24 protein-coding genes are annotated in these 25,415 nt (G+C 70.4%); 13 read left to right on the forward strand and 11 right to left on the reverse strand.

Annotation, left to right across the window (positions count from 1 at the left end):
* The first annotated feature begins 47 nt into the window (after nucleotides 1–47).
* Nucleotides 48–662, forward strand: coding sequence for a hypothetical protein (locus tag ABZX02_RS03970; RefSeq protein WP_355294607.1), 615 nt, complete (start codon nucleotides 48–50; stop codon nucleotides 660–662).
* Nucleotides 663–803: 141 nt separating this feature from the next.
* Here ABZX02_RS03970 and ABZX02_RS03975 read toward each other — a convergent pair whose 3' ends face one another.
* The 7 genes from ABZX02_RS03975 to ABZX02_RS04005 all read right to left on the reverse strand — a co-directional run bounded on the left by ABZX02_RS03975 (nucleotide 804) and on the right by ABZX02_RS04005 (nucleotide 8,844).
* Entirely contained in the window at nucleotides 804–2,321 is a 1,518-nt protein-coding gene (locus tag ABZX02_RS03975; RefSeq protein WP_355294608.1) for an alpha/beta hydrolase, read from the reverse strand.
* A gap of 11 nt (nucleotides 2,322–2,332) precedes the next feature.
* Nucleotides 2,333–3,862 carry an alpha/beta hydrolase gene (locus ABZX02_RS03980; protein ID WP_355294609.1) on the reverse strand — a complete coding sequence of 510 codons (1,530 nt, stop codon included), beginning with the start codon at nucleotides 3,860–3,862 and terminating at the stop codon, nucleotides 2,333–2,335.
* Between the two features lie 181 nt (nucleotides 3,863–4,043).
* A complete protein-coding gene (locus ABZX02_RS03985) occupies nucleotides 4,044–5,018 on the reverse strand; it encodes an ABC transporter substrate-binding protein (RefSeq protein WP_355294610.1) in 975 nt (324 codons plus the stop codon).
* Nucleotides 5,019–5,034: 16 nt separating this feature from the next.
* Nucleotides 5,035–6,072, reverse strand: coding sequence for an ABC transporter permease (locus tag ABZX02_RS03990; RefSeq protein WP_355294611.1), 1,038 nt, complete (start codon nucleotides 6,070–6,072; stop codon nucleotides 5,035–5,037).
* Nucleotides 6,072–6,836 carry an ATP-binding cassette domain-containing protein gene (locus ABZX02_RS03995; protein WP_355294612.1) on the reverse strand — a complete coding sequence of 255 codons (765 nt, stop codon included), beginning with the start codon at nucleotides 6,834–6,836 and terminating at the stop codon, nucleotides 6,072–6,074. The genes ABZX02_RS03990 and ABZX02_RS03995 overlap by 1 nt, the downstream gene beginning before the upstream one ends.
* Nucleotides 6,833–7,831, reverse strand: a complete 999-nt coding sequence (locus tag ABZX02_RS04000) for a mannose-6-phosphate isomerase (protein WP_355294613.1) — start codon at nucleotides 7,829–7,831, stop codon at nucleotides 6,833–6,835. The genes ABZX02_RS03995 and ABZX02_RS04000 overlap by 4 nt, the downstream gene beginning before the upstream one ends.
* A gap of 29 nt (nucleotides 7,832–7,860) precedes the next feature.
* Nucleotides 7,861–8,844, reverse strand: coding sequence for a LacI family DNA-binding transcriptional regulator (locus ABZX02_RS04005; protein WP_355295003.1), 984 nt, complete (start codon nucleotides 8,842–8,844; stop codon nucleotides 7,861–7,863).
* 913 nt (nucleotides 8,845–9,757) lie between these two features.
* Between ABZX02_RS04005 and ABZX02_RS04010 the strand changes: the two genes are divergently transcribed.
* The 6 genes from ABZX02_RS04010 (at nucleotide 9,758) to ABZX02_RS04035 (ending at nucleotide 17,533) form a co-directional block, all read left to right on the forward strand.
* Complete coding sequence (locus ABZX02_RS04010) at nucleotides 9,758–11,974, forward strand: GH92 family glycosyl hydrolase (RefSeq protein ID WP_355294614.1); 2,217 nt, start codon at nucleotides 9,758–9,760, stop codon at nucleotides 11,972–11,974.
* A gap of 28 nt (nucleotides 11,975–12,002) precedes the next feature.
* The gene (locus ABZX02_RS04015) at nucleotides 12,003–14,237 is read left to right on the forward strand and encodes a LuxR C-terminal-related transcriptional regulator (protein WP_355294615.1); all 2,235 of its coding nucleotides are present in this window, start codon (nucleotides 12,003–12,005) and stop codon (nucleotides 14,235–14,237) included.
* Nucleotides 14,238–14,336: 99 nt separating this feature from the next.
* Entirely contained in the window at nucleotides 14,337–15,131 is a 795-nt protein-coding gene (locus tag ABZX02_RS04020) for a hypothetical protein (protein ID WP_355294616.1), read from the forward strand.
* Nucleotides 15,132–15,208: 77 nt separating this feature from the next.
* A complete protein-coding gene (locus ABZX02_RS04025) occupies nucleotides 15,209–16,120 on the forward strand; it encodes an ABC transporter ATP-binding protein (RefSeq protein ID WP_355294617.1) in 912 nt (303 codons plus the stop codon).
* On the forward strand, nucleotides 16,117–17,160 hold the full coding sequence (locus tag ABZX02_RS04030) for an ABC transporter permease (protein WP_355294618.1): 1,044 nt from the start codon (nucleotides 16,117–16,119) through the stop codon (nucleotides 17,158–17,160). The genes ABZX02_RS04025 and ABZX02_RS04030 overlap by 4 nt, the downstream gene beginning before the upstream one ends.
* 49 nt (nucleotides 17,161–17,209) lie before the next feature.
* Nucleotides 17,210–17,533: a DUF3817 domain-containing protein gene (locus tag ABZX02_RS04035; protein ID WP_355294619.1), complete on the forward strand. Its 324-nt coding sequence runs from the start codon at nucleotides 17,210–17,212 to the stop codon at nucleotides 17,531–17,533.
* On the opposite strand, the gene ABZX02_RS04040 is transcribed toward ABZX02_RS04035, so the two are convergent.
* From ABZX02_RS04040 to ABZX02_RS04055, 4 genes are read right to left on the reverse strand one after another with little or no spacing between them, the layout of a single operon-like run.
* Complete coding sequence (locus ABZX02_RS04040; RefSeq protein WP_355294620.1) at nucleotides 17,505–18,548, reverse strand: phosphotransferase; 1,044 nt, start codon at nucleotides 18,546–18,548, stop codon at nucleotides 17,505–17,507. The two genes, ABZX02_RS04035 and ABZX02_RS04040, sit on opposite strands and share 29 nt — an antisense overlap.
* On the reverse strand, nucleotides 18,545–19,591 hold the full coding sequence (locus ABZX02_RS04045) for a phosphotransferase (protein WP_355294621.1): 1,047 nt from the start codon (nucleotides 19,589–19,591) through the stop codon (nucleotides 18,545–18,547). Before ABZX02_RS04045 ends, ABZX02_RS04040 begins: the two co-directional genes overlap by 4 nt.
* A complete protein-coding gene (locus ABZX02_RS04050) occupies nucleotides 19,588–20,646 on the reverse strand; it encodes a phosphotransferase (RefSeq protein WP_355294622.1) in 1,059 nt (352 codons plus the stop codon). The genes ABZX02_RS04045 and ABZX02_RS04050 overlap by 4 nt, the downstream gene beginning before the upstream one ends.
* A gap of 46 nt (nucleotides 20,647–20,692) precedes the next feature.
* The gene (locus ABZX02_RS04055) at nucleotides 20,693–21,190 is read right to left on the reverse strand and encodes a MarR family transcriptional regulator (RefSeq protein ID WP_355294623.1); all 498 of its coding nucleotides are present in this window, start codon (nucleotides 21,188–21,190) and stop codon (nucleotides 20,693–20,695) included.
* A 51-nt stretch (nucleotides 21,191–21,241) separates the two neighbouring features.
* Here ABZX02_RS04055 and ABZX02_RS04060 point away from each other — a divergent pair, with 51 nt between their 5' ends.
* The 6 genes from ABZX02_RS04060 to ABZX02_RS04085 all read left to right on the forward strand — a co-directional run bounded on the left by ABZX02_RS04060 (nucleotide 21,242) and on the right by ABZX02_RS04085 (nucleotide 25,394).
* Nucleotides 21,242–21,538, forward strand: a complete 297-nt coding sequence (locus ABZX02_RS04060; protein ID WP_355295004.1) for an MTH1187 family thiamine-binding protein — start codon at nucleotides 21,242–21,244, stop codon at nucleotides 21,536–21,538.
* Nucleotides 21,539–21,633: 95 nt separating this feature from the next.
* Nucleotides 21,634–22,458 (forward strand): hypothetical protein, encoded by an 825-nt coding sequence (locus ABZX02_RS04065; RefSeq protein ID WP_355294624.1) that lies wholly within the window; start codon nucleotides 21,634–21,636, stop codon nucleotides 22,456–22,458.
* Nucleotides 22,455–23,423 (forward strand): tetratricopeptide repeat protein, encoded by a 969-nt coding sequence (locus ABZX02_RS04070; RefSeq protein WP_355294625.1) that lies wholly within the window; start codon nucleotides 22,455–22,457, stop codon nucleotides 23,421–23,423. Before ABZX02_RS04065 ends, ABZX02_RS04070 begins: the two co-directional genes overlap by 4 nt.
* A gap of 239 nt (nucleotides 23,424–23,662) precedes the next feature.
* Nucleotides 23,663–23,983: a hypothetical protein gene (locus ABZX02_RS04075; RefSeq protein WP_355294626.1), complete on the forward strand. Its 321-nt coding sequence runs from the start codon at nucleotides 23,663–23,665 to the stop codon at nucleotides 23,981–23,983.
* Nucleotides 23,980–24,918, forward strand: a complete 939-nt coding sequence (locus ABZX02_RS04080; RefSeq protein WP_355294627.1) for a hypothetical protein — start codon at nucleotides 23,980–23,982, stop codon at nucleotides 24,916–24,918. Before ABZX02_RS04075 ends, ABZX02_RS04080 begins: the two co-directional genes overlap by 4 nt.
* Entirely contained in the window at nucleotides 24,915–25,394 is a 480-nt protein-coding gene (locus tag ABZX02_RS04085; protein ID WP_355294628.1) for a YbaB/EbfC family nucleoid-associated protein, read from the forward strand. Before ABZX02_RS04080 ends, ABZX02_RS04085 begins: the two co-directional genes overlap by 4 nt.
* Nucleotides 25,395–25,415 lie beyond the last annotated feature (21 nt).

A 25,415-nucleotide genomic window follows, 5' to 3' on the forward strand; every position in this document is an offset into this window, starting at 1 on the left:
AGGCCGGGAGATCTCTGCGGGATCTCCCGGCCGACCAGGAGGACGTTGTGCGCTGGGCGTGGGCCGTGCCGCTGGTCGTGCTGGCCGGGTGTTCGAGCACCGGCTCGCCACCGCCGCCCCCGGTCGACGAGGGCTGGCAGGTCACCGTCTACTACACCGCCGTCGAGTCGTTCCACAGTGGACCATCGGCGCCCGTGCGGGGCTGTCCGGTCATCGACTGCGACGACGGCGACGACCTGCTCGGCACCTTCCCGGTGTCGTTCGCTCGGGCGGTGAAGGACGAGGGCACCGGCCGCACGGCGGACGGCCGGTACCTCAACTGGTCGCACGACAAGGGCTACTGGCTCGACACCGAGCCGCGCGACTCGTTCGGCAAGCCGCTGAAGCCGTTCGTCTCGGCCGCCGCGGACGGCGTCCGGACGGGCTCGCGGGTCAAGCTCGTCTCGTGTGGACAGACGCCCGAGGGCGGGAACGTGGACTTCGCGGTGTGCCAGAAGCTCGCGGCCTCCTCGTGGGAGATCACCGACGAGTTCACGCCGGGCCTCGGCGGGGAGCGGCACGTCGACCTTTACCTCGGCGAGGAGACGGGGCCGGGGTTCACCGAGAGCGCCTGGTACACGACGTTCGCGAAAGCGGTGCTGGAGATCGCGCCGCCGAGTTGAGCGGTGCGGCGGCCACCCGGCCGCTGGACTGATGGCCGCTCTCGAGCTGAGGGGCGCTGCGGCGGCCGTCGGACCGACCGCCGCTCCCGAGCCGAGCGGCGTCGCGGCGGCCACCGAACCGACCGCCGAGACACCCACCTCTCACCAGCCGACGCGTGCCGCCAACTCGCGCGCCTCGACGAGCGGGTTGCCCGTGCTCTCACCGGGCGCCGGCAGCGGCACCCCCGGACAGCTCAGGTCCCGGCGCGGCACCACCCCGTCGACGAGGTAGCTCTCCACCACCTCGCCGACGCACTCGTTGCCGAACCCGTAGATGCCGTGGTCGCCCTCGTCCCGCACGGTCAGCATCCGCGAGTTCGCGAACTTCGCGTGGGCCCGCTGCGCCCCGGCCAACGGCGTCGCGGGGTCGCGCACCGACTGCACCATCAGCACCGAGTCGACGCCCTTGCCGGTCGGCCGCTTCAGCTGCACGTCCGGCCGGTCCCACCACGCGCACGGACCGGTGACCTGGAAGCCACCGACGAGCGAGTACTTGCGCACGCTCGCGTTGCCCTGGCGCTCCAACGACTTCCGGTCACCGCGGAACGGCGTGTCGTTGCAGAGGATCGACATCTGCGTGCCCATCACGAAGTCCGGGTACTGCTTCGGCGGTGCCTTGGCGAGGACGCCGGGCTGGGTGATGTACGCGACCAGTTCGGCCACGGGCTGGAACGAGTCCTTGCTGTACAGGCCGCTGAAGATCAGCGCGTCCAGCAGGACCGGGGTGACGACGGTGCCGTCCGGCAGCGTGAGGGGCTGTTCGGCCAGCCGTGCGCGCGTGGTCTCGTACGTCCGGCGCACCTCCTCCGCGGTCTTGCCGAGGTGGAAGACGTCGTCGTACTTGGCCACCCACGGCAGGAAGTCGGTCCGGAACCGCAGTTCGGCGCCCGCCGGCAGGTTGTCGAAGACCTTCTGCCACGACTCGGTGAACTCGGTGTTCGAGTCGAGGACGACCTTGTCGAGGGTCTTCGGGAAGTAGGTCGCGTAGTAGGCGCCCATCCAGCTGCCGCCGGAGTAGCCGAGCCAGCTGACCTTGTCGCGGCCGAGCACCTGCCGGAGCAGGTCGAGGTCGCGGACCGTCTGCTCGGTGGTGATGTGGCGGCCGAGCTCGCCGGACTTGGTCTGGCAGAACTTCGCCTGCAGCTCCATGCCGCCGTAGATCAGGTCGAGGTTCGCCTCGCTGCGGTCGCGCCAGTCGGTGGCCAGGCGGTGCTGGTAGCCGCCGCACGTGGCGTTGTCGCTGGCACCCGTGCCACGCACGTCGATGCCGTAGACCTCGGCGTTCTCGCTGAGCTTCGGCCGGTTCAGGAACACGAGCGGCAACGTGCGGCCCTCGCCGCCGGGTCCGCCGGGGTTGGTGAAGACGGTGGTCTTCGCCTTGCCGTTCAACGGAACCGTGCGGCTGACCGCGATGGTGATGGTCTTGCCGTTGCGCGGGTCGTGCCAGTCCAGCGGAGCGGTGAAGCTGCCGCACTCCAGCCGTTCGAAGCCCGGCTCGTCCGTGCACCTCTGCCAGGTGATCTTCTGGTTGGCGAGGCTGGCCGCCTGCGCCTGGGGCGCGATCAGCAGTGAGGACGCGGTGACGACGGCGAGGGTCGCCGCGATCTTCTTGCGGTGCATGCGCTTCCCCCTCACCATCCGAGCCGGGCGGCCAGCTGGCGCACCTCGGCGAGCGAGCTCTGCCCGGTCTGCGCGTCGGGCGCGGGCAGCGGAACGCCGGGGCACTTCAGGTCCTTCGCGGGCGTGACGCCGTCGACCAGGTAGCGCTCGACGATGTCGTTCACGCACGCGTTGCCGAACCCGTAGATGCCGTGGTCGCCCTCGTCCTCGACGGTGAGCAGCACGGAGCCCTTGAAGTTGCGGTGCGCCCGCTGGGCCTGCTCGAGCGGCGTCGCCGGGTCGCGCACCGACTGCACCATCAGCGTCGGCGCGACGCCGATGCCGGTGGGCTGCTTCAGGTCGATGTCCGGCCGGTCCCAGAACGCGCACGGGCCGGCGATCTGCGTGTAGCCGACCAGCGGCCACTTGGCGCCGTCCCGGGCACCGTCGCGCTCCAGGTACCTCCGGTCGGCGCGGAACGGCGTGTCGTTGCAGAGGATCGAGTAGGCCGTGCCCAGCTGGGCGTCCGGGTAGCTCGCCAGCGCGTTCATCCGCGCGGGCACCGCACCGGCGAGCTCGGCGAACGTCCGCGCGCCGTCGGCGAAGCTGTCCTTGTTGTAGAGCGTGCCGCGCAGCAGGAAGTCCAGCATCACGCCGTTGTAGACGCCCTCCGGCCGCGTGACGGGCTGCTCGTTCAGCTTGGCCCGCGTCCGCTCGTAGGACTGGCGCACCTCCTCACCGGTCTTGCCGAGGTGGTAGACGTCGTCGTACTTCGCCACCCACGGCAGGAAGTCGGCGCGGAACCGGCGTTCGAACGCCATGCCCCAGTCGTCGAAGATCGGCTGCCACGGCAGGGTCCAGTCGACGTTGGAGTCGAGGACGATCTTGTCGAGGGTCTTGGGGAAGTACGTGGCGTAGTAGGCGCCCATCCAGCTGCCGCCGGAGTAGCCGAGCCAGCTGACCTTCTTCTTGCCGAGCACCTGGCGCAGCAGGTCGAGGTCCTTGACCGTCTGGTCGGTCGAGACGTACCGGCCGAACTCGCCGGACTTGGTCTGGCAGAACTTCGCCAGCAGCTCCATGCCGCCGTAGAGCAGGTCGAGGTTGGCCTTGCTGCGGTCGCGCGGGTCGACCTGGCCGTCGGTGTTGAAACCGCCGCACGTGACGTTGCTGCTGGCACCCGTGCCGCGCACGTCGATGCCGATGATCTCGGCGTTCTCGCTGAGCTTCGGCCGCTCCAGGTAGAGCAGCGGGAGCGTGCGGCCGGGACCGCCGGGACCGCCGGGGTTGGTGAAGACCGTGGACTTCGCATTGCCGTTCTTCGGCGTCAGCCGGCTGACCGCGATGGTGATGGTCTTGCCGTTGCGCGGGTTGTTCCAGTCCATCGGCGCGGTGAAGCTGCCGCACTCCAGTCGTTCGCCGCCCGGCGGGAGTCCCGGCGGTGGCGTGTCGAAGCACTTCTGCCACTGGATCTGCTGCGTGGGCGCTGCCAGTGCCTGTGGTGCGACCAGCAGCGACGTGGTGGTGACGACGGCCAACGCGGCCGCGAGTGTCCTTCGTTGCATTCGAGCCCCCTCCAATGTGCCTACAGCTCATCGGTTCCGAGGGGGTGGCAGCATCGGCCTTTGGGTGGCTGACGGGTACGACTCTCGTCTTACGCCGTTGCGGGGAAACCCTGATGACGTACGTCATCGAACGCACCAGGGCCGCCCCTCGCGGGACGGCCCTGGTGCGGTCGGCCGGAGATCAGCAGGACTGCTTGTAGAAGTACTTCTCGTTGGCCGCCGCGTCGTCCTTCGTGATGGCGATGAGGTCGGTCTCGATGTCGCGCTTGTTCTCCTTGCCGTCGATCGCCGCCAGCGCCTGCTCGACGCCCTGCTTGCCGATCGTGGCCGGGTCCTGCGCGATCAGGGCCTGCACGGTGCCGGCCTTCAGGTCCTCGACCTGCTTCGGCGAGGCGTCGAAGCCGACCAGGTTCACCGCGCCGGTCTTGCCCGCGTTCCGCAGCCCGGTCGCCGCGCCCTCGCCGGTGTTGAGGTTGGTCGCGAACACGCCGATCAGGTCCGGGTTCGCGGCCAGGGTCGCGGTCACCTTCGAGGCCGCGGTGGCGGGCTCGTTGTCGGTGTACTGCTGGCCGATGTACTTGAGGTTCGGGAACGCCTTGATGGCCTCCTCGAAGCCCTTGGCACGAGCGTCCGTGGTCGACGTGCCGGCCTTGGTGTTGAGCACGAGCACCGAGCCGGACTTGCCGGCGGCGAGCTTGTTCAGCGTCTCCGCGGCGAGCTTGCCGCCCTGCTCGTTGTTGGAGGAGATCGACGAGACGCCGATCGAGGTGTCCTGCAGCTTGGTGTCGACCTCGACGACCTTGATGCCGGCGTCCTTGAGCGTCTTCATCGGGCCCGCCATGGCCTTGTCGTCGGTCGGCGCGATGAGGACGGCGGCCGGCTTCGACGCGAGGATGCCCGTGACGATCGGGGTCTGCTGGGCCGCGTCGAACTTGGCTGGGGCCTGGGTGTCGAACTCGTAGCCCGCGGCCTTCGCCGCCTCCTGGAACCCGCACTGCATCGAGATGTAGAACGGTTCCGCGGTGATGCCGGGGATCAGCACCAGCTTCTTGTTCGCGGCAGAGCTGCCCGAGTTCGAGTCACCGATCTGCCCACCTCCGCCACAGGCGGCGAGCAGGAAAGCGGCCGAGACGGCCACTGCGGAGCGGATCTTCATTGGTCCAGCACCCTTCCTAACGTTGGTTGCGCGCCCGACGCCGTGTCTGGTCCAGCCACACGGCGGCCACCAGCACGATCGCCACGGCGATCGGCTGCCAGAACTCCTTGACCCCGATGATCACGAGGCCCTTCTCCAGCACCGCCGGGATGAACACGCCGAACACCGTGCCCAGCACCGACCCCAGGCCGCCGAAGATGCTCGTCCCGCCCAGGACGACGGCGGCGATCGCGTTCAGGTTGTCCGTCTCGTGGCCGGTGACGACCGCGACCCGGAAGAACGCGTTGCCCATGAACCCCGCGAGGCCCGCCAGCGTGCCCGCGAGCAGGTACACCTTCGTGAGGTGGCCGCGCACCGAGATGCCGACGCGCCGCGCCGCCTCCTCGTTCGACCCGACCGCGTACGTGTAGCGGCCGAACCTCGTGGTGGACAACAGGAGTGCGCCGAGGGCGGTGACGATCGCGGCCACGATCACGATGTTCGGGATGCCGAAGTACGTGCCGGAACCGAACGTGCGGTTCAGCCTGTCCGGGATGCCGGAGACGTTGGAACCGTTGTTCAGCAACAGGGCCGCGCCCTGCGCCGCGCCGAACGACCCCAGCGTCACGATCAGCGGCGGGATCTTCGCGCGCGAGATCAGCAGACCGTTCAGCAGGCCCCAGACCGCGCCGCTGACGACCGCGACCAGCAGGCCGAACGCGATCACGCCCCAGCCCGCGTTCGTCGCGTCGCCGCCGGACACCGCGTTCATCGCCATCGCGCTCGACACCGACGCGAACACGAGCACGGAGCCCACGGACAGGTCGATGCCGGAGGTGATGATCACGAACGTCATGCCGACCGACAGCACGAGCAGCACCGCGGTCTCCGCGAGCAGGAACTGCAGCGTGGTCACCTGGAACACCGCGTCCGGGCGGATCGCCCCGAACGTGGCCACCAGGACCAGCAGCACCAGCCCGATCCACAGCGTGTTCGCGCCGGTCAGCCGCTTGATCAACGGCGTCCGCCGGTCGTCGGGCAGAGATGACAACGTTGTCTTCTCATCGTTGGTCATCAGGCGGCGTCCTCCTGGGTCAGCGCGCCGGTCATCGCGCCGACGAGCTCCTCGACGCTGGTGTCGGCGGCCTGGAAGCGGGCCACACGGCGGCCGAGGCGCAGCACCTCGACGCGGTCGGAGACCGACAGCACCTCGGGCATGTTGTGCGAGATCAGCACGACGGCGACGCCCTCGTCGCGCACGCGCTTGATCACGTCCAGTACGCGTTCCCGTTGCACGACACCGAGTGCGGCCGTCGGCTCGTCCATGAACACGAGCTTCGACGCCCACGCCACCGACCGCGCGACGGCCACGGACTGCCGCTGGCCACCGGACAGCGCGGCGATCGGCACGTCGATGCTCTGCAGCGTCGCGCCGAACCGGGTGAAGTGCTCGGCCGCCTGCCGGCGCATCGCCTTCTTGTCGAGCACGCCCAAGAAGCCGAGGAAGCCGGGCTTGAGGATCTCCCTGCCCAGGAACATGTTCGCGGCCGGGTCGAGGTCCGGCGCGACCGCGAGGTCCTGGAAGACCGTCTCGATGCCGCGGTCGCGGGCGTCGTTGGGGGAGTCGAGCACGAGCGGCCGGCCGTCGAACGTCAGCGTGCCGCTGGTCGGCTGCTCCACTCCGGACAGGCACTTCACCAGGGTGGACTTGCCGGCGCCGTTGTCGCCGATCAGCGACACGACCTCACCGGGGTAAGCGGTGAAGGAGGCACCGCGGAGAGCTTCCACGGTGCCGTAGTTCTTCGTGAGATCACGAGCCTCCAGCAGGGGCTGGCTCAAGGCGTCACTTCCTCCACAGTGGATAGAACGGGCGGTCGGCAGCGGATCGCCACCAGGTCACCGGACAGCGCGAGCTCGCCCGCCGCGTGCGGCACGACGAGGGTGCTGCCCTTGTGCACCTCCTGCTCGCCGAGCGTGCCGGAGCCCTCGAGCACCACCAGCACGGCGAACGACGGCTCCAGCGCGAAGGAACCCTCCACGTGCAGCCGGTCGGCCTGGAAGAACGGGTTCGCGTCGGGGCCGAGCAGGTCGACCGACGGCGCCCACTTCTCCGAGGTCTGGCGCACCAGCTCGTCGAGCTTGCCGCTCCAGCCCTGCCGGTCGACGCAGTCGAGCGCCACGTCGTAGCCGAGCCCGAGGTGGCCGATGTCGCCGTTGGCGAGGAAGCCCTGCCACTCCAGCGTCACCGAGAAGTCGGTGGGCTGCTGCAGTTCGACGATGAACACGCCCTCGCCGATCGCGTGCGGCACACCGGCGGGCACGAACACCGTGTCGCCGGGCCGGACGCAGACGGGGTTGAGCGCGCCGAGCATCGCCTTGGTGTCCTGCGTGGCGACCCACTCGGCGACGGTCGCGGCGGGCACGTCGTCGCGGAATCCGATGTAGACGGTCGGATCCGGCCCGGTCGTGCCGACGACGATCCACGCCTCCGTCTTGCCGTGGCGGCAGTTCAGGTGCGAGGACGCGAAAGCGTTCGACGGGTGGCAGTGCACCGGCAGGCGCTGGCCCGCGTCGAGCAACTTCACGAGCAACGCCGTGTCGCCGCCGAACTTCGCCGCGTGGTCCGCGCCTAGCCATCCGATCGGGTCGGCCTGCACGGCGTCGCGCAGGAGCACGCCGTTCGGCAACGTTGTCAACCCGGCGTCGCTGCGCCCGAAGAGCGTCGTCGTGGACGCCACCCAGTCCTCGGGGCCGAAGTCGCCGCTCGTCCCGCCGCGCAGCGCGGCGATCGCCTCACCGCCGCGGTAGAACTGCTTCGGCTGGTTGGCGGGCAAGTTGACAGGCTGGTGGAGCACACCAGAACTCACGCGTGGACCTCCCCGGATCCTCGTGGCACCAAGCGCACCGGCAGCACGACGCGGCGCGGTGGTGAGTTGTCGCCGTCCAGTCGGGCGAACAACAAATCGGTGGCCGCCTTGCCGAGCGCGCTCGCGTCGTGCGCGATCACGGTCACCGGCGGCGACAGCAGGTCAGCGAGTTCGAAGTCGTCGAAGCCCACCAGCGCGGGCCGCTCCGCGACACCGGCGAGCGACCGCAGGATGTACACGGTGATGCGGTTGTTGCCGGCCACGATCGCCGTGGCGGGCTCCCGCATGTTCTGCAACCGCTGCAACGTGGTCGCGACGCTGCTCTCGTCGTGCGGCCCCATCGCCACGAGCTCCTCGTGGTACCCGATCCCGGCCCGCACACAGCCCTCGCGGTACCCGCGCAACCGCTCGTTGGCGGTGAAGATGTCCGGCGCGTCACCGAGGAACGCGATGCGCCGGTGCCCGTGCGAAGCGAGGTGGGTGACCGCCTCGACGGTGCCGCCGATGTTGTCCACCAGCACCGTGTCCGCCACGACGTCCCCGGCAGGCCGGTCCAGGAACACCACGGGAGTCCCGGCGCGCATCTCGGGCACCAGGTAGCTGTGCTGCAACCCGGCGGGCACGATGAGGAGACCGTCGACCCTGCGGCTGCAGAACTCGAGCGCCAGCTCGCGCTCCCGCCCGGGATCCTCGTCCGACGACCCCGAGATCACCTGTCTGCCCCGGAGCCGGGCGATTTCCTCGACAGCGCGGGTCACGCCGGAGTAGAACGGGTTGCCGACGTCCTCCAGCACCAGCCCGATCGTGCCGGTGGACGACCCCCGGCGCAGGTTGCGGGCACTCAGGTTCCGCCGGAACCCGAGCTGGTCGATGGCCGCGAGCACGCGCTCGGCGGTGGACGGGTGCACACCCGGCTCGTCGTTGACCACGCGCGAGACGGTCTTGATGCTCACGCCCGCGAGCCGCGCGACGTCGTTCATCGTCGCGCGACGTACCTTGCGCTGACCGGCCACGGGCCCGCTGGGGGACAACGTTGTCATAGTGGCCGTATCTCACCCCGGCTTAACGCCCTTGTCAACAGTTCCGCGCGCCCGGCTGCGCCGCCATCGGGTTCGCCGATGTCCGGAACAGGACAAGTGATCGCAACGGTCTTGACCTTGCCCGTGTGCGCTCAGCGATGATGCGGTGACGGACAGCGTTCCCGCCCTCGCGGCGGGCGATCCGGTCGAAGACCCCCGGGCCGGGGTGCGCATGCGGCGGCGGTTGCACCCCGGCCCGGTCCCTACTTGCTCGGGGGAGGGGTGGAGCGTTGCGGGCTCGGGCAAGGGCGAGGGCTGGGGCCGGTGCCGGGTTTGGCACGGCGGACGCAGCGGGCAGGCAGGGCGAAGCCGAAGGCGAGCCACCCTCCGCCCCGCGCAATGGCGAAGCCGAGGCGTATGAGGGCTGGATGTCGGTCAAGCGGGCATGGCGCGATGGCGAAGCCGAGGCGTCTGACTGATGGGCCTCAGTGCAAGCGGTGGTGACGCAACCACGACGGCGATTGGGGCTTGACTTTGGGTGCGAGGCCTTAAACTTGACCACTCGGCCGGGCTTCACAGACCCGGCTTTTCTGGGCCGAGGAAGGCCTCGCAAGGGCCCCGAAGTCAAGGCCCAATCGCAATCGTCGCGAAGCGGCGATGCCCGGCACCGGCTCGGTACGAGCAAAGGTGACCACGACGCAAGGCGACGGGACGCGCGGTCAAAGGCGACCACCCTCGCACGGTGACCAGTCGCACGGCACCCAGCCCCTCCGCTGGAACAGGCGCCAACCCACGCAAGCCGACCCGCACACCACCCAACCGGACCACAACGCCACCCCACGACCAAGCCGCCACGCAACTAGGCTTAACCCCCGTGGACGCACCGAAAGCACTGGACCCGGTCGAATCCGTCAACACCTTCATCGGCACGAAGGACGAGGGAAACACCTTCCCAGGCGCGTCCATGCCCTTCGGCAAGGCGCACTCGAGCCCGATCGGCTCCCACTACGCCGGCTACCGCTACGACGACCAGCAGATCCGAGGCTTCGGCCACTTCTTCCTGTCCGGCGCGGGCTGCTGGGAACAGGGCGGCCTCGTCCCGATCCTCCCCACAACCAAACTCCCGCAAACCTTCGACCACAAGCGCTACGCCACCACCTACACGCACGACGGCGAGATCGGCAAACCCGGCTACTACAAGGTGAAGCTGACCAACGACATCACCGTCGAGTGCACTGCCACCACCAGGACAGGCGTCGAGCGCTACACCTTCCCACCGAACACCCCAGGCACCCTGCTCATCAACACCGGCCAGGCCAACGACAAGGAACCGGTCAGCGCCAGCTCGATCAGGATCCTGGACGACCGCACGATCACCGGAACCGTGGAGACGCAGGCGTTCTGCGGCGGCCGCCCCTACCTCACCCACTTCACGACCAGGTTCGACCGCCCCTTCCAGCAGTTCGGCATCTGGGGCCCGACAGGACCCAGGCCGGGACAACGGGAATCCGCGGGCGGAGCCGGCCTGAGGGGAGCGTGGGTCACGTTCGAACCGGGCCAGGTGACGGCGTACACCGCGCTGTCCCAAGTGGACGAACGGGGCGCCACGAACAACCTCACCGCCGAGACGAGCGGCAAGACGTTCGACGACCTCCGCAACGAGGCCCAGAGCGCGTGGCGCGAGGAACTGGCCTGCATCGAGATCGAGACCGACGACTGGGACGAGCGGGCGGTCTTCTACACCGCGCTCTACCACGTGCTGCTGCAGCCGCTGACGGCCAGCGACGTGGACGGCCGGTACCGGGGGTTCGACAACCAGGTGCACCAGGCCGACGGCTGGACGTACTACGAGTACTTCTCGCTGTGGGACACCTACCGCGCCCACAACCAGCTCCTCGCGCTGATCCGCACCAAGCGCAGCAAGGACATCGCCAAAAGCATCCTGAAGATCCACGAGCAGGGCGGCTGGCTGCCGCGCTGGGCGTACGCGAACCAGGAGACCAACTGCATGACCGGCGACCCGGTCACGCCGTTCCTGGTCGACCTGTGGCGGTTCGGGCACCTCGACGGCCTCGAAGAGCAGGCGTACCAGGCCCTCAAGCAGAACGTCGACGGCGTCCCGCCGGCCGCCAGCAGGTTCCAGGGCCGGTCCGGCAACCCGACGTACCTCGCCCAGGGCTTCGTGCAGTACGACAAGCGCTTCCCCAAGAAGGGGCAGGACACCGACCCGCACCACGGCGCGTCCGCGACGCTGGAGTACGCGCTGGCCGACGCCACGCTCGCGATCATGGCCGAGGCACTCGGGCACACCGAGGACGCCGAACGGCTGCGGCTCAGGGGGCTGAACCACCGCACGTTGTGGGACAGCACCGTCACGGACCGGGGCTTCACCGGCTTTCCACGGCCCAAGTTGCAGAACGGTGCGTGGCTCACGCCGTTCACGCCGCAGGGGCCCGACGGGTTCCACGAAGGCACGGCGTGGCAGTACCAGTGGCTCGCGCAGCACGACGTCGAAGGCTTGATCACGGCGCTGGGCGGCAGGCAGGCGGCCGAGGCGCGGCTCGACGACTTCTTCGCCTACGAGGACCTGCTCGTCGACCCGAAGCGGACGGTGCGCGAGAAGTGGGTGGTCGGGCCGTACGACTACTACAACCAGTTCCGCTACAACCCCAACAACGAACCCGACCTGCACGTGCCGTGGATGTACGCGCTCATCGGCAAGCCGGAGAAGACGTCGGTCGTCGTGCGGGCCGCGCAGACGTTGTTCGTCAACGGTCCTGCGGGCGTCACGGGCAACGACGACCTCGGCACGATGTCCGCCTGGTACGTGTTCAGCGCGCTCGGCATGTACCCGGCGGTGCCGGGCACCGGTGAGTTCGTGCCGCACGCGCCGAGGTTCACCAGGGCCGTGATCCACCTGGAGAACGGCAAGGACGTCGTGATCGAGGCGCCCGCGGCCGACGTGGAGAGGACGCAGGTGGTGCGGCGCATCAGCAGCGGGTGGTTGTCCAGGGCCAAGGACCGGATCGAGCTCGCCGAGCTGGTGTCCGGGACCACGCTCGAGGTCGACCTCCACACACTTTCGAACTGAGACGCGCGCCGGGCCGTACCCTCCTGCGATGGGCGTTTGCGCGAACTGCGGCAGGGCTTTCGCGCCCGTGCCGTCACGGGCGCGGTACTGCTCGAACGCGTGCCGGCAGCGCGCCTACCGCCGGCGTTCCGCGGGAACGTCCACTGTGGTCGCCGACCTGCCGGCGCACGACACGGCGTTCGTCGGCAGGGAACGCGAGCTGGCGGAGCTGCAGTCGTTGCTGCGCAAGCACAGGATGCTCACGCTGGTCGGGTCGGCGGGCATCGGGAAGACGCGGCTCGCGGTCGAGCTGGCCCGGCGGGCGAGGCGCGCCGAGGTCCGCACCGTCGAGCTGGGTCGGCTGAGCAGGCCCGCCCAGGTGGTGGAGGCGTTCGCGGAAGCCGTTGGCGTGTACCAGCACGCGGGCGTCGCGCTGCGGACGACGTTGCTCCAGGAGCTCCAGCACCGCCGGGTGCTGCTGCTGGTCGACAACTGCGAGCACCTCGTCGCGGAGTGCTGCGAGGTCGTGGACGCGCTGCTGTCCCGCTGCCCGCACGTGCAGGTCCTCGCGACCAGCCGGGAAGCCCTGAGGGCCGTCGGCGAGGTCGTCTACCCGCTGCACGGCATGGCGGCCGACGCCGTCGCGCTGTTCGCCGACCGCGCGGGCACCGCGGCCGACGACGAGGCCGCGGTCGAGGCCGCGGTCGAGGCCGTCTGCGCCGGACTGGACGGGGTGCCGCTGGCCGTCGAACTGGCCGCGCGGCTCTCCCGGACCGTGCCGGTGCGGGAGCTGGCGGACCGGCTCGAACAGCGGCTCGACCTGCTCAGCGGCCTGCGCGCGGCCATCGCGTGGAGCCACGACCTGCTGACGCCGGGCGAACGGGAGCTGTTCCGCAGGCTCGCGCTGCTGCCGGGCGGGTTCGGGCTGGAGATCGCCGAGGTCGTGCACGGCGGACCGGTGATCGGGCCGCTCACGGCGTTGCAGGCGAAGTCGCTGGTGGTGCGGGGCGACGACGGCCGGTTCCGGATGCTCGAATCCGTGCGCCTGCACGCCGAGGAACGGCTGCGCGAGCACGGCGAGCACGAGGTGACGGCGGAACGGATCGTCGCCTGGCTGTGCGACAAGGGCGAACCCGCCGTCTCGTCGTCGATCCTCACGCCGGGACAGGTGCGAACGCAGCACGAGGAGTACGACAATGTGGCGTACGCGTTCCATCATCTGGTGGAACAGCGCGACGACCGGCGGCTGATGCTCGCCACGATGCTGCTCCGGGTGTGCTTCGACCGGGGCTACTTCGTCCAGGCCGGTGCGGTGCTCTTGCAGGTGCTGGACCAGACGCCGGCCGACGCCCGGTACCGGATCCTCGCGCTGGAGTACGCGTCCCTGCTCGCGACCCACGAGGAACGGCACGACGAGGCGGTCCGGTACGCCCTCGAGGCGGTCGAGACGGCCGAGGCGGGCGGCGAGGACCTGATCATGTGCCGGCTCTTCCGGACGTTAGCGGGCGCTTACGACGGTCTGGACGACGTGACGAACGCCGTACGGGCGTTGCGCCGATCGATCGAGCACGGCGTACGCAACGGCAACGACGTGAGTGTGGCTGTCTCCAGCCAGAACCTCGCCTGGCGGCTGCTCGTCGAGGGTGACACCGACGCCGCCGCGGTGCTGGTCGACGGCGCGTTGCCGGTGCTCAGAACCCATGCACGGCAGGACGTCGTGGCCATCGCCGTGCACACGGCCGGCTGCATCGCGTTGGAACGCGGGGATCTCGCGGTCGCGGGGGCCCGGTTCGCCGAGAGCGCGCGGATGACGGCGGACACCCCTCGGGCCGTGCTGGAGTCCGTCGAGGGCCGCGGGCTGGTCGCGATGGCGTCCGGCCGGCACGAGCTCGGCGTGCGGCTTCTGGCCGCCTGCCTGCAGATGCGCACGACCTGGGTCGTCCCGCCCGAGACGTGGTGGCGGCGGAAGACGGCCGCCGCGCTGGACCTCGCCCGCGAATCCCTGTCTCGATCGGCGTTCCAGCGCGCGCTGGCCGCCGGCCGGGCCATGGACGTGCGGCACGCCCTGGAAACGGCGCTGGGCAAGGAGATCGTGCGGCAGCCGGTGCTGAGCGACCGGCAGCGGATGGTCGCCGAGCTGGTGGCGCAGGGCCTCACGAACGCGCAGGTCGCGGCCAAGCTCGGCATCTCGCACCGCACGGTGGAGTCCCACGTGCACAACGTGAAGACCGCGCTGGACCTCTCCACCCGCGCTCAGCTCGCGGCCTGGGCCCGGTCGCACTGACCCGTCGTCCAACTGAGACGTAACGCTGCGGTTCATCCGGATGACTTCCCGCCTCCCGGAGTTCATCGTGGGGGCGACACCGGATGGGGAGGGGTCGACGTGGAACCGTTCCGCCTGCTGCACCCCGACCTCGTGCCGCAGCGGCGCGAGTCGCTGCAGCACGCCGCGTCCACGCTCGTCCAGATGGGCCTGGACGACACGGTGCTCTCGGCGTCGCCCGTGCACCAGCGCCTCGCGCGCGTGGTCCTGCAGAGCAGCGGCGTCATCGAGTGGACCCCCGGCTACCGGGGCCAGGACTCGGACCTCGACGACCGGTTCGGCGTCGTGCGGGTCGGCGGCGACCGCGGCGGGGTGTTCCTCTCCGGCGTCCTGATCGCCTACCTCGACGTGCTGGAGAACGCGGCCAGGATGGGCACCTCGATCCCCGAGGACTCCTGGCGCACCCTGCTCTGGGCGCCGACCGCGCTCTTCGACCACGTGCTGCGCCGCCCCCAGGTCGGCATGACCGTCGTGACGCCCGGCTGCGGCACCGAGCACCTCCCGTTCGAACGCGCCCAGGCGGGCCAGCGCCTCTACCTCGCGCTGATGCAGGTCGTCCGGTTCGCCGTCAGCGGTGTCGTGCGCGCCGAGGACGACTGCCCGCTCGTCGAGGACTGCGTGACGCTCGCGACCGCGTGCCTGCGCGCTGCGGCGGTCGCGCTCGCGTTCGCCGCCGACGTGCCCGGTGGCGCGTCTCAACCGGTCGTGGAGACCGCCGAGCACCGCTACCTGTGGCAGGTGCTGGGCGACGTCCGCTCGGCCGTGCCGCGGGCCCGCTTCGAGCAGTTCGCCGCCGCGCTCCGAAGGCTGAACGACGTCTACACCTCCCGCCCGTTGCTCGTGTCCGGCGGCTGACCCGTTCGTCTCGACTTCCCGGCGACTTTCGTCGTTCCGCACCGCGAACAGGGGAACGCTCACCTACCGTCTCGCCCATGACGGAGGAACGGTCGGCGGTCGTGGTGCGGGACGTCCGCAAGAGCTACGGCGATCTGAAAGCGGTGGACGGCGTCTCGTTCACCGTGGCCGAGGGCGAGTTCTTCGGCATCCTCGGGCCCAACGGCGCCGGGAAGACCACGACGCTGGAGATCGTCGAGGGGTTGCGCGAGCCCGACGGCGGCGAGGTCCGGTTGCTGGGTGAGAGCCCGTGGCCGCGCAACGTGAAGCTGTTGCCGCGCATCGGTGTCCAGCTGCAGGCGTCGTCGTTCTTCGAGAAGCTGACGGCCAAGGAGCAGCTGCAGACCTTCGGCGCGCTCTACGGCGTGAGCGCCGGCACGGCCGCGGACATGCTGGAGCTGGTCGGCCTCGCGGACAAGGCGAACGAGCAGGAGAACAAGCTCTCCGGCGGGCAGCGGCAGCGGCTCTCCATCGCGTGCGCGCTCGTGCACGACCCGGACATCGTGTTCCTCGACGAACCGACCGCCGCGCTCGACCCGCAGGCCCGCCGCAACCTCTGGGACGTGCTGCGCGCCATCCAGGAACGCGGCAAGACCATCGTCTACACCACGCACTACCTCGACGAGGCCGAGATCCTCTGCGACCGCGTGGCCATCATGGACACCGGGAAGATCCTCGCGCTCGACGCGCCGGCCGTGCTGGTGCGCGGCCTGGACGCGCCGACCCACGTGACGCTGCAGAAGGGCGTTCTGTCCGTTGTGGACGCCGAGGCGCTCGACGGCGTGGACGAGGTGCACGAGAACGAGGTGTCGCTGACGCTGTCCACCCGTCGTCCCGCGCCCGTGCTGGCGGCACTCGCCGACCGAGGCGCGCTCGACGGGCTGCAGGTCCGCACCGCCACCCTCGAGGACGTCTTCCTCGACCTGACCGGGCGGGAGTACCGGGCATGACCGCGTTCAAGACGCTTTCGGTGGCGATGCTCAAGGGCTTCGTCCGGGACAAGGCCACGCTGTTCTTCACCTTCCTGTTCCCGCTGATGTTCCTCGTGATCTTCGGCCTGATCCTGCGCGACGCCGGCACGGACAAGACCAAGATCGCGCTGGTCGGTGACGGCCCGATCGTGTCCGCGCTGCGTGAGAGCGGCGCGCTCGAGTTCGAGTCGTACGACGACGAGAGCGCCGCCGTGCAGAAGGTGAAGGACGGCGACCTGCCCGCCGCGCTGATCGTCCGCGGGCAGCAGGTCGACGTGCGGTTCGCGCAGAGCGACCAGGTGCAGTCCGCGACCGTGGTCGGGATCGTCAACGGGTTCGTGGACAAGGCGAACCTCGCCGCGACCGGTCAGCCGCCGACCTTCACGTTCGCCGCGGAGAAGGTCGAGGACGCCTCGCTCAAGCCGATCCAGTACCTGACGCCGGGCATCCTGTCGTGGGGTGTGGCGGTGTCGGCGGTGTTCGGGTCGGCGCTGACGCTCGTGTCGTGGCGGCGCAAGCAGGTGCTGCGGCGCATCCGGCTCGCGCCGATCTCCACGACGTCGGTGCTGTCGTCGCGGATCCTCGTCAGCGCCGGGGTCGCGCTGGTGCAGGGCGCGATCTTCATCGGCATCGCGTCGCTGCCGGTGTTCGGGCTGCGGCTGTCCGGGTCGTGGTGGCTCGCGATCCCGTTGCTGCTGCTGGGCACCATCGCGTTCTTCGCGCTCGGCATGCTGGTCGGCGCGTTCGCGAAGACCGAGGAGGCGGCCTCGGCGGCGGCGAACATCGTGGTGCTGCCGATGGCGTTCCTGTCCGGCACGTTCTTCCCGGTCGACCAGGCCCCGGCGTGGCTGCAGGCGGTCTCGAAGGCCTTCCCGTTGCGGCACATGAACGACGGCATGCTGGACGTGCTGGTGCGCGGCAAGGGGATCGAGGCGCTCGCGGTGCCCGCCGCCGTCCTCGTGGGTTTCTCGCTCGTGGTCGGTTTCGTGGCCTCGCGCGTCTTCAAATGGGAGGAATAGGACACCCCCGGCTGCGTTGTGCTCGCCATCACGGTTCATGCTGGAGGACATGACGTTCTCCAGCGTGGTCGGACGGTTCCGCATCCTCGCCCTGGCCGAGGCCCTGTCCTGGGCGGGACTGCTGCTCGGGATGTTCTTCAAGTACGTCGTCGTGCACAACGAGATCGGCGTCAAGATCTTCGGCCCGATCCACGGCTTCGTGTTCGTGGCCTTCATCCTCGTCGCGCTGATGACGAAGGAGCCGCTGAAGTGGGACGCCCGCACGCTGGTGCTGGGCCTGCTGTCGAGCATCCCGCCGTTCGGCACGGTGCTGTTCGAGCGCTGGGCCTCGAAGACCGGCCGCCTCAGCGAGCCGGCCGCAGAACAGCTCTGAGCTCGTCCGCGGGCACCGAGCGGTGGTAGACCCGTTCGGAGGACTCGATGTTGTCGAGGAACAGCTGGCACTTCACGGCGGTGTGCAGGTGTGACGCGCGCCGCCCGGCTTCGAGTGCCTCCCACGGCCTGCTGTCCGGGCGGTGGGTGAGCCACGCCTCGCACCACACCCGCGCGAGGTGGTTGCGGAACTCGGGCGCGCAGTAGGCGATCACCCGGCACGCGTCGAGCGCAGGGTGGCCCCAGACGGCGTCAGACCAGTCGATGACCATGCCGGTGGTGCGCCAGTTGCCGGGGTGGAAGTCGCCGTGCGTCAACGTGTCCGGGAGCCCGAAGTCCGGCATCGGCACCGCGGTCGGCCGGACCCGCGGCGGACCCGCCAGCGCGTGTTGCACGGCCACCCAGCGCGGCAGGATCAACTCGGCGTACTCGGGCCGGAACGGCCAGCACATCTCGCCCGCCGTGTCGGAGAGCAGGACGCGCCGGGGCGCGGAGGCGATGACCTCGGGCACCAGCCCGGGGTCGTGCTCGGCGACCATCCTGATCACCTCGCCCTCGTCGGCGAAGAACGACGGGACCTCCTTCAGCCACACCGGTCCGCGCGCGGTCGGCAGCCGGTGCACGGTCGAGACGTTCCAGGTGCGGACCTGCACGGCCGGACCGGTGCGCTCGACGACGGTGTCGGCCCAGGCCACCAGGTCGGAGGGTCCGCCGCGGCGCGCGAACGGCGCGCGGTGCGGGGCGTCGGCCTCGGGCTCGTCCGCCGGGTGCAGCTTCGTCCGGTCGGGCTCGCCGAGCGCCTCGACGTGGTAGGTGACGAGGCCGCCGCACGGCATCTCGCCGCCCTCGGCGGAGATCATCCTCAGCACGTGCGTGGGGACGCCGAGCAGTTGTTCCAGGGCCTCGTTGACCGGTTCGACGTGGTACCAGTCCAGGGTGGGGACGGCGATCACGTCGGTGCGGCCCGCGAACCCGCTCGGCGTGCTGACCAGCGCGATGAACGTGCGTGGCGTCATCCGCCCACCAGGCGCAGTGCCGCCCGCAGGTGCCGTTCGGGATCACCGCGGTGGTAGATCCGTTCGGACTCCTCGATGTTGTCGAGGAACTGCTGGTACTGAGTCGCGAGCAGCAGGTGCGCGGCGCGGCGGGCGGTGTCCAGCGCCTCCAGCGGCCGGCTGTCCGGCCGGTGCCGCAGCCACGCCTCGCTCCACACGCGGCGGATCAGCCCGTGCAGTTCCGGACGGCAGAACTCGATCAGCCGGCCCGCGTCCAGCGCCGGGTTGCCCCAGACGACGTCGGACCAGTCGATGACCACGCCGCCGCTGAACCAGTTGCCGGGGTGGAAGTCGCCGTGCACCAACGTGTCCGGCAGCCCGAACGACGGCATCGGCACGACGCAGGGCCGCACGCGCGGCTCGCCCGCGAGCGCGTGCTGCACGGCGACCCAGCGCGGCACGATCTCCTCGACGTGCTCCGGTTTCGTGTCCCAGCACCCCTCGCCAGGGGCCTCGCCGATCAGGACGCGCAACGGCGCGTCGGCGATCAGCTCGGGCACCAGCCCGGGGTCGTGCTCGGCGACCATCCTGATCACCTCACCCTCGTTCGCGAAGAACGGCGGCACGGCCTTCAGCCACGCGGAGCCGGTCGCGGTGGGCAGGCGGTGCACGCTGGAGAGGTTCCACGACTTCACCTGCACGGCCGGACCGGTGCGGTCCAGGTGCGCGTCGGCCCAGGCGACGAGCTCGGCCGGTCCGCCCGCCCGGGCCCACGGAAGCCGGTGCGGCGCATCGGGTTCCGGTTCCTCGGCGGGGCGCAGGCGCGTGCGGTCGGGCTCGCCGTGCGCCTCGACGTGGTAGGTGACGAGACCGCCGCCTGACGCCGAACCGCCTTCGACCGACACCAGCCTGAGCACGCTCGTTCGGACGCCGAGCAGCGCCTCCAACGCCTCGTTGACCGGTTCGACATCGGCCCACCAGCGCGTCCCGACCTCGATCGCGTCCGTGCGGCCGGCGAACCCGCCCGGTGTGCTGACCAGGGCGACGAACGACCGCTCGCTCACGACGTCACCAGCCGCAGGGCCTCGCGGAGCTCCACCTGCGGGTCGCCCTCGTGGTAGATCCGCTCCGAGGACTCGATGTTGTCCAGGAACTCCTGGTACTTCACGGCGTTGTGCAGCCGGGACGCGCGCGGGGCGATCTCCAGCGCCGCCAGGGGATCGCTGTCCGGGCGGTACCGCAGCCAGGCCTCGCTCCACACGCGCCGGATCAGGTCGTGCAGCTCGGGTGCGGCGACCTCCATCAACCGGCACACGTCGAACGACGGGTGGCCCCAGACGGCGTCGGACCAGTCGATGACCACGCCGCTGGTGCGCCAGTTGCCGGGGTGGAAGTCGCCGTGCAGCAGCGTGTCCGGCAGTCCGAACGACGGCATCGGCGCGGCGGACGGCCGGAGCCGGGGTTCGCCCGCGAGCGCGTGCTGGACGGCGACCCAGCGCGGCAGGACGCGCTCGACCTGCTCCGCGGTCACCTTCCAGCAGTTGCCGCCCTCGACGTGGCTCAGCAGCACGCGGTGCGGCGCGCTCGCCAGTACCCGCGGCACGAGCGACGGGTCGACCGCGGCGACGGTCTCGATCACCGAGCCCTCCTCGGCGAAGAACTCCGGCACGGCCTTGAGCCAGACCGGTCCGTCCGCGGTGGGCAGGCTGTGGACGCTCGACAGGTTCCACGTCCGCACCTGGGTCGCAGGGCCGGTGCGGGTGATCACCGAGTCCGCCCACGCGACCAGCTCGGCCGGGCCTCCGCGACGCGCCCACGGCTGGCGGTGCTCGGCATCCGGTTCCGGTGCCTCGGCGGGGGTGAGCAGGCCGTGGCCGGGCTCTTCGTGCGCCTCGACGTGGTAGGTGACGACCCCGCCGAACGGGACGGTGCCGCCCTCGGCCGAGACCAGGCGCAGGACGCTCGTCTCCACGCCCAGCAGCTCGCGCAGGACGGTGTTGACGGGCTCGACGTGGTTCCAGTTGGGGGTCTCGACCGGGAAGACCCCGGTGCGCCCGGTGAACCCGGAGGGGGTGCTGACGAGCGCGACGGCGGAGCGGTCCGGTCGGTCCCAGATCATGGACCCATCAGGCCACAGCACGGCCCGGCCGCCCAAGCGGTTTTTCTCAGTCCTCGAAGTCGCCGCTCGCCCGGCGCACCTTCGCGAGCAGGTCGGTGAGCTGCTCGGTCTGGCGGTCGGTGAGGCCCTTGAGCCCGAGGTTCACCTCGACGACGGCCGCGGTCGCGCTCTCACGGCGCTGCAGGCCCGCGTCGGTGATCTCGACCAGCGTGGTGCGGCGGTCGGTCGGGTGCGGCGTGCGGCGGACGAGGCCGTCGCTCTCCAGCCGGTCGACGATGTTGGTGACGCTCGTCGGGTGCAGCTGCAGGCGCTCGCCCATCACGCGCATCGGCAGCGCGCCCTTGCGGGAGAAGTAGAGGAGCACCAACGCCTCGTAGCGCGCGAAGGTCAGCCCGTGCGGCTTGAGGGCTGCGTCCACGGCGGACTGGATGATTTGCTGGACACGCATGACGCTCGTGACGGCGGCCATCGACGTGGAGGAACCCACCCGGTCGTCCCACAGCTCGGCCGCGCGGGCGATCGGGTCGAACGGCAGCGGTGTCATGGGCACCGAAGCTACCAGTCAGTACAACTGATGGATCACCAGGAGGTGCACGTGCTTGTCGCGTTCAGTGTTGCTCCGTCCGGTTCGGACGAATCCGGGGGTGTCGCGAAGGCGGTCGCCGAGGCGGTCCGGGTCGTGCGGGAGTCCGGGCTGCCCAATGAGACGAACGCGATGTTCACCTTGATCGAGGGGGAGTGGGACGAGGTGATGGACGTGGTCAAGCGCGCGACGGAGGCGGTGCAGGCCAGCGCGCCGCGCGTGTCGCTCGTGCTCAAGGCGGACATCAGGCCCGGTTGGTCCGGGCAGCTCAAGGCCAAGGTGGACCGCATCGAGGAGCACCTCGCCTGAGCGTGTCCCGGTCGTTCCTCGGATGGCCGAACGCCACTACGCCGTGACGGTGAGTGAACCCATTTGGTGCCTTCCGCTCGGTTAGCGTGTCGGGCGTGGAAGCGAGGCAGCTGTGGTTGAGGTTCGAGCCCTACCACGACGTCACGTACTTCACGCCCGAGTCCCGGGCGGCCACGGACGCGCTCGGGTGCAAGGGCGGCTGGATGGGCTACTTCGGCATGCGCGCCGCACCGCTGGGCGTCGCGTCGCCCGAGCTGGTGACGGCGGTCTTCTACAACTTCGCGCCGCGCATGGTCCGCCGTGCGCTGCCGGACGCGTGGTCGGTCGCCACTCCCTCCGAGTACCTGAGGGCCCGGCTGCAGGGCGTGGACGGGGCGTTGCGCCGGCTGCTGGGCTCGGTGGACACGCCGGACATCGCCGAGGCGGCCTCGCTGGGCCGCCGGGCAGCCCTCGCCTCCGAGGTCGCCGGCCGTCCGCTGGCCGCCGCGAACCGCGCGCTGCCGTGGCCCATAGAGCCGCACCTGGCTCTGTGGCAGGCGTGCACGATCCTGCGCGAGGCCCGCGGCGATGGTCACGTGGCCGCACTCGTGGCGGCGGGCATAGGCCCGTGCCAAGCGCTTGCGCTCTACGCGCGCGAGCATTCCCTCGATCCGGCATACATGCGCACCGCGCGTGGTTGGACTGTCGAGGAGTGGGAAGCCGTCGCCGATCTGCCGGGCGACCTCCCCGCGGTGGAAGCGGCGACCGATGCCGCCGCCATGTCGCCGTGGGAGGTGCTCGGTGAGACCGGCACGAAGCGGTTCATCGACCTGATGACACCGCTCGCTCTGCGCATCGCCGAGGCCAACGAGGCGATGCGCGTCAACCCGATGGCCCTGGACCCGGTCCGGGAACTAGCCGTGCCAGGATGGAACACGTGACAAGGCCTGATCCTCGCAAGACCGCCGCACTGTCCGCCGCGCTCTCCGGCGCCGTCGACCTGGGTGCCCTGAAGGCCCGAGCCGACGCGGCCCGCACCGCGGCGGCCGCCCCGGCCTCCGCCACCTCCGCGCCGGCACCTGACAACGGCTCCGTGCCGTGGATCGTGGACGTCACCGAGGCCTCGTTCCAGGCTGTGGTCGAGCAGTCCCTGCAGGTGCCCGTCGTGGTCCTGCTGGGCGCCTCCTACAGCCCGGAGTCGCAGCAGCTCGCCGCGACGCTGACCCGCTTCGCCACCTCGTCCGGCGGCGCGTGGATCCTCGCGCGCGTCGACCTGGAGACCGCGCCGCGCATCGGCCAGGCGTTCGGCGTGCAGTCGGTGCCGACGACGGTGGCGGTGGCCGCCGGTCAGCCGATCGACGCCTTCGCCGGGCCGATCGCGGACGCCGAGCTGTCGCAGTGGATCGCGCGGCTGCTGGACGCGTTGCGCGACCGGCTGCCGGGGATCCGGGCGGGCGAGGCCCGCGCCGTGCCCGTGGCCGAGGAGGAGGTCGTCGAGGACCCCCGGATCGTCGCCGCCGAGGAGGCCTTCGAGCGCGGGGACTACGCCGCGGCCCAGGGCTTCTACTCGGAGATCCTGGCGTCCGAGCCGGGCAACGAGCTGGCCAAGGAGGGCCTCGCGCAGGCCCGGTTCGCCGAGCGCGCCGAGGCGGTCGACCCCGCGGTGATCGCCAAGGCCGACGGGGCGCCCGACGACATCGACGCCCAGCTCGCTGCGGCCGACGCCCAGGTGGCCGGCCAGCAGGTCGAGGAGGCCTTCCGGCGGCTGGTCGACACGGTGCGCCGGGTCTACGGCGACGACCGGGACCGCGTGCGGCAGCACCTGATCGGGCTGTTCGAGCTGTTCCCCGCTGACGACCCGAGGGTGGCCGCCGCCCGGCGGAACCTGGCTTCCGCGCTGTACTGACAGCCGGACCCACGAACGCCACGAGGGGCGCGCTCGCTTGAGCGCGCCCCTCGTCGTGTGACGCCGCGAAATACCGCGCGTCGAGTGCTTCCGCGTTCGCCGTCTCTCGTGTCACCGGTTTGTCAGCGGCGGCTGACACGCTGATGGCATCCAGGGTTACGACGGTGCCGATGATCTTCACCTGAACGGGTGACATAGCCTGGCGCCGTCACAACCAGTTGAGACGGACAAAGGGAACGATGGGCACAGGATTCCACGCCGAACCAGAGGGTCTGAAGCACACGGCGACGCACGACATCGGCAAGCTCATCGATCACACGCACACCGCCAGGACCAAGATCGCGGAGACCGAGCAGCTCGACGGCCGGGCGTTCGCCGGGGACGTCGAGGTCTACGCGGCCCACAACGCTTGGGCCGGTGCGCGGTCGACGCTGCTGAGCGTGTTCATCAGGAACGAGGAGAACCTCGACCTGGCGCAGAAGGCCCTGATCGAGGTCGCCGACCGCTACATCGCCGCGGACGCCGACAACCAGGGGATGTTCGGGGGGATCCTGTCATGAGCTGGGCCGGCGACATGCGCCAGCACGCGGACTACTTCTGCACCAAGTTCGACGAGCAGGACGACTGGTTCTTCCCGGACCACCTGGAGGAGAACGCGAGCTACCCGACGGCCAAGGAGGACATCCAGCGCGTCTTCGCCGAGCTGGGTCAGTTCATCGACGTCGAGGTGGCGCTCGCGGGCGTGCAGCAAGAGCTGTCGTTGCTGTCCAAGGCCGCGGACGACATCGACCAGGACTTCTGCGAGGGCGTCCTCAACGACATCGACCTCTACCTGGAGAACTGGGAGGGCGACGCGGCCGACGGCTTCCGCTCGTACCTGCGCGGCCAGCCGAGCATCGAGGGCGCGCTCGCCCGCAAGCGGGACGTCGTCCGTGCCGCCAAGTACGCGATGCAGGCGTACGAGAAGGCGATCACGAGCTTCCGCGACGACGTCCTGACCCTCGTCGACACCGGGCAGAAGGGCGTCCAGGCCGGTGAGGTCAGGGAAGCCAAGATCATGATCACGCTCGCGTCCGCGGCGGTGTCCATCGGTGCCGTGGCCGTGACCGCCGGCACCGGTGCGGCGTTCATCGCCACGCTGGCGGTCGGCGACGCGCTGCAGACCGGTGCCGCCGGCGTCAACTCCACCGTGCTGGAGGCGAGCAGCGTGGAGGAGGTCATCGGCAAGCTGCCGCAGAAGGCCCAGGACATCCTCGAGACCGGCCGCCGGCAGATGGAGAAGGTCCGCCTGGGCTTCCGCGCGGTGGGCGAGAGCATGACGGGCTCGTCCGTGCCCGAGGTCAACCCGCCCCGGCCCCGCCTGGTCACGGACGACAGGTTCGACTCCGGTGACTTCCACCAGGAGGGCCGCAAGCCCTCGGGCAGGATCAGCGACGACGACCTGGTGAAGGAGCCGAAGGAACCGAGCAGCGCTCCTGCTCGGCCGACTTCGTGACGGAGGACGCGGAGGCGCGCGCGGCTCGGCTGCGCGCCCAGTCCGAGGAGGGCTCGGCGACGGTCGACCGCCGCCGCAACGCGCGGGAGTGGGCCGAGAAGCAGGTCGCCGCCGTCCGCGGCACCGCGCAGAGCGAACACGGTGACGTGACCGCCACCGTCGACCACTCCGGACTGCTCCTGCGGCTCGAACTGTCGCCGCTCACCAAGCAGGCCAAGCAGGACGACCTGGCGCACGCGATCACCGCCGTCGTGCGCCAGGCGACGGCGGACGCGCGCAACCAGGTGCGCGAGGTGTACGTGCGGCTGCAGAACGAGGGCGTGATCAAGGCCCTGCCACCGTTCCTGCTGCCCGCTCCCGAAGCCGGTGCGGTGACGCTCGCGTTGCCCGTGCGCACCGGTTCGTCGGCGCGGAAGGCCCGCGACCACGCCGAGGAGGGGCCTCCGGACAGCTGGTTGAAAGAGGAACCCTGGTGAAGAGCAGGGGCCTGTGCCGGA

This window comes from Lentzea sp. NPDC003310 (assembly GCF_040610935.1).
Classification (GTDB): Bacteria; Actinomycetota; Actinomycetes; order Mycobacteriales; family Pseudonocardiaceae; genus Lentzea.

What these genes read in the sequence shown, in the direction of transcription:
- ABZX02_RS04025 (WP_355294617.1), top strand. Translation starts at nt 15,209, where the DNA reads ATGACGGAGGAACGGTCGGCGGTCGTGGTGCGGGACGTCCGCAAGAGC.
- ABZX02_RS03975 (WP_355294608.1), bottom strand. Translation starts at nt 2,321, where the DNA reads ATGCACCGCAAGAAGATCGCGGCGACCCTCGCCGTCGTCACCGCGTCC.
- ABZX02_RS04040 (WP_355294620.1), bottom strand. Translation starts at nt 18,548, where the DNA reads ATGACGCCACGCACGTTCATCGCGCTGGTCAGCACGCCGAGCGGGTTC.
- ABZX02_RS04055 (WP_355294623.1), bottom strand. Translation starts at nt 21,190, where the DNA reads ATGACACCGCTGCCGTTCGACCCGATCGCCCGCGCGGCCGAGCTGTGG.
- ABZX02_RS04080 (WP_355294627.1), top strand. Translation starts at nt 23,980, where the DNA reads ATGAGCTGGGCCGGCGACATGCGCCAGCACGCGGACTACTTCTGCACC.
- ABZX02_RS03990 (WP_355294611.1), bottom strand. Translation starts at nt 6,072, where the DNA reads ATGACCAACGATGAGAAGACAACGTTGTCATCTCTGCCCGACGACCGG.
- ABZX02_RS03985 (WP_355294610.1), bottom strand. Translation starts at nt 5,018, where the DNA reads ATGAAGATCCGCTCCGCAGTGGCCGTCTCGGCCGCTTTCCTGCTCGCC.
- ABZX02_RS03980 (WP_355294609.1), bottom strand. Translation starts at nt 3,862, where the DNA reads ATGCAACGAAGGACACTCGCGGCCGCGTTGGCCGTCGTCACCACCACG.
- ABZX02_RS04035 (WP_355294619.1), top strand. Translation starts at nt 17,210, where the DNA reads ATGACGTTCTCCAGCGTGGTCGGACGGTTCCGCATCCTCGCCCTGGCC.
- ABZX02_RS04005 (WP_355295003.1), bottom strand. Translation starts at nt 8,844, where the DNA reads ATGAACGACGTCGCGCGGCTCGCGGGCGTGAGCATCAAGACCGTCTCG.
- ABZX02_RS04015 (WP_355294615.1), top strand. Translation starts at nt 12,003, where the DNA reads ATGGGCGTTTGCGCGAACTGCGGCAGGGCTTTCGCGCCCGTGCCGTCA.
- ABZX02_RS04030 (WP_355294618.1), top strand. Translation starts at nt 16,117, where the DNA reads ATGACCGCGTTCAAGACGCTTTCGGTGGCGATGCTCAAGGGCTTCGTC.
- ABZX02_RS04050 (WP_355294622.1), bottom strand. Translation starts at nt 20,646, where the DNA reads ATGATCTGGGACCGACCGGACCGCTCCGCCGTCGCGCTCGTCAGCACC.
- ABZX02_RS04075 (WP_355294626.1), top strand. Translation starts at nt 23,663, where the DNA reads ATGGGCACAGGATTCCACGCCGAACCAGAGGGTCTGAAGCACACGGCG.